Annotated in this window: 3 protein-coding genes and 1 pseudogene; 2 read left to right on the top strand and 2 right to left on the bottom strand. The window is 59.1% G+C overall.

Translation table 11 applies throughout. From position 1 onward, the window contains the following. Positions 1 to 442 (bottom strand): annotated as a pseudogene (locus DK261_RS33305) (hypothetical protein); the annotation flags it as partial. Between the two features lie 142 nt (positions 443 to 584). Here DK261_RS33305 and DK261_RS03800 point away from each other — a divergent pair. Together DK261_RS03800 and DK261_RS03795 are read left to right on the top strand one after the other, a co-directional pair. Then, entirely contained in the window at positions 585 to 1196 is a 612-nt protein-coding gene (locus DK261_RS03800; RefSeq protein WP_028683183.1) for a phage holin family protein, read from the top strand. 386 nt (positions 1197 to 1582) lie between these two features. After that, positions 1583 to 2296, top strand: a complete 714-nt coding sequence (locus tag DK261_RS03795; protein WP_009050333.1) for a phosphatase PAP2 family protein — start codon at positions 1583 to 1585, stop codon at positions 2294 to 2296. Positions 2297 to 2366: 70 nt separating this feature from the next. Here DK261_RS03795 and DK261_RS03790 read toward each other — a convergent pair. After that, positions 2367 to 2518 (bottom strand): transposase (locus tag DK261_RS03790; protein ID WP_146218510.1); only part of this gene is annotated, 152 nt, incomplete at its 5' end.

The raw sequence follows: 2518 nt of genomic DNA, 5'->3' as shown, positions 1-2518 counted from the left end.
GAGGTGCGCGCGGGCTGGAGGAGGGGGCGGGCGCTGCAGTGCTTGGCGTGTCGACATCCGCTGGCGGGGTGGCGGGCTTGCGCGCATATTCGCGGCGGGTCAGGAGCAACTCCGACGGGAAGTGCTCTTCCCGATCATCCTCGTCCTGCGCGCCTTCCAAGCCGGCTGCCAGGGTCCTGCTGGTGCCATACGGACAGTCTTCGATATGCCGGGTGCCGGGCAGGTTCTTGAAGTGCGGGGTGCGGATGTAATTGACGTTCTTGGCATTGAAGGTACCCAACTGGTTGTCCGCGGCAAAGGCAGCGCGACAGGCGTCATTGGGACACTGGAACTGTTCCTTGGCCGAGTCGAAGGCCATGGTCTCGTCGAAATTCAGATCGCGCACGTCATAGATCGACAGCTTGTCGTCGAGGCTGATGCAGTAGGCGGTGTCGAATTTCATGGGGCTCGGGTCCTTGAGTGAAGAAGGCTATTAATAGCGGGTGGTGAAGGGGAGTGCACTGATCTTTTCAAGCATGGGCGCCTATCTCGGCATAATCTTGTAGGTAGCGCGACCCACCCATAACCGGAAAGGGCTCAGGTTCATGTCTGACGGTAACCGCATCAATATCGGCTCCATTGGCGATGCCAACCACATCAACATTGCCCAGAATCAGGCGCCCGAGCGCACCAGCATTCAGTTCGTCATCGACCCCAGGAGCGTCGAACGGGTGAGCCGGGGCAGCGTCATCAAAGGCGCGGTGGCATTTTTCCTGTCGCTGCCGGCACTGGCGCTTTCGGTCATGTCGATCCTGGCCGACGCGCTGGGCATCCTTTCCTACTTCAATGTGGAGTCGCGGATCCTGGCCTACCTCATCATGGCCGTCGCCATGGGCGGGGTGATGCTGTGCAACGGCAAACGCAAGATGGCCACCGCCAGCATTCCTCCCGACCAGGCCCGGTTCATCGATGGGCGTTGGGTCGAGCGTGATGAAAGCGGCGACTACCTGCTGTATCGCAATACCGCGCCCTGCAACTACGAAAACTGCCACGGCACCGTGCGTATCCAGATGCCACCGCCTCGCGAGCAGCATAACCACGACCTGATCGGCGTCTGCGATATCGGCGGCAAGCAACACACCTATCGCGTCGACTTCAATGGCGTCGGCGAACGGCAGCATTTCGATTGGCGCCCGCTTGAGCAGAACAAGCCGTGATCCGGTTCCAGCCGCTCCCTTTTTAGGGACGAGCGTGCTCGAGAAAAGATCTCCCGTCAGAGCCAATCAAACAGACAGCCTCCCTGAATCTTCCGTGTCATCGCGGGAGCATTTCATTGTTTTTGGCGGGGGTGGGTCTACGAAATTTCCTACAGTTTTAATTAACAAAACTCTCACTATCCAGAGATGAGTCCTACGCGCTAAAGCTTGCAAAAACAAAAGCTTAGCTTTCAGACCTGGTCCTGGCAGCGACTGTCATACCCTTGGCAAGGAGGGACAAGTAAGCCCCAGGGAAATGGTCGATAAGAAGGCGCCGGCCTCATGAGTGAAGGTCCGGTGGGAACAAGCCAAACGGCTTTTCTCCTCACAATAACGAGGACCTTGATATGCCTGTTCTGACGCGTTCATTGCTGTTTTTTCTGGCCCTGTCCGGCGCGGGGATCGTCCTGGCGGAGCAGGCGGCCTTGCCTTATCTGCCGGCGAATCAGTTCCAGCTGGCTGACTACCTGCCGCCACCACCTGCTGTCGATTCGTCGCTGCAGCACAGTGATTTGAAAGCGGTGCTGGCGGCCCAGGCGGCGCGCAGCAGGGCGCAGGTGAGCCAGGTCCAGCAGGATGATGAATGGGAGGACAGCGTGTTCCACTTCGCCAGGGAATCCCTCGGCGCCGGTTTCAGCATCGAGCGCCTGCCCCTGACCCGTGCCTTCTTCCGGCGGGCCCAGGAAGACCTGGTGCAGTTCCTGATGCCGGCCAAGCACAGCTATGGTCGGCCGCGCCCATACGAAGCCTCGGCACTGGTGAAGCCGGTACTGCCGCCACCCGAGGGCGATTCCTACCCCAGCGGTCATTCGATGAATGGGTATCTCAATGCCACCTTGCTGAGCATGGCGCTGCCGGAGAAACGCAGTGAACTGTTCAGCCGCGCACAGATCAATGCCGACAGCCGGGTTATCGCCGGTGTGCATTTCCCCAGCGACCTGGAGGGCGGAAAGATAAGCGCCGCGGTGTTGGCAGCTCGGCTGCTGGACGATCCCCGCGCGGCGGCGGATTTCGAGGCGGTGAAGAAGGAAATTCGTGGAGTCCTGGCTTCTGCCGATTGAGCAGATATCGATCCGGGCCGGATGATTGGCCTGGAAGCGGGGGAGTCGGACCCTCAATAAAAAAGGTTCTTCACGGAATACCGGGAAAGACGCTCTTGATCTTCATGAAAAAGAATTCGCTATCCCGGTAACCGTACGCCATTCGTTTGATGACCTTTATTCGATTGTTTATTCCTTCCAGCTGACCGGTGTGCATCGGCCAGCGAACGCGGCTGACGATGC

It is taken from the genome of Pseudomonas sp. RW409 (genome assembly GCF_003184125.1).
Lineage (GTDB): Bacteria > Pseudomonadota > Gammaproteobacteria > Pseudomonadales > Pseudomonadaceae > Aquipseudomonas > Aquipseudomonas chlororaphis_I.
The sequence above is the reverse complement of the archived record's forward strand: the minus strand, read 5'-3'. Positions and strand labels throughout refer to the sequence as shown.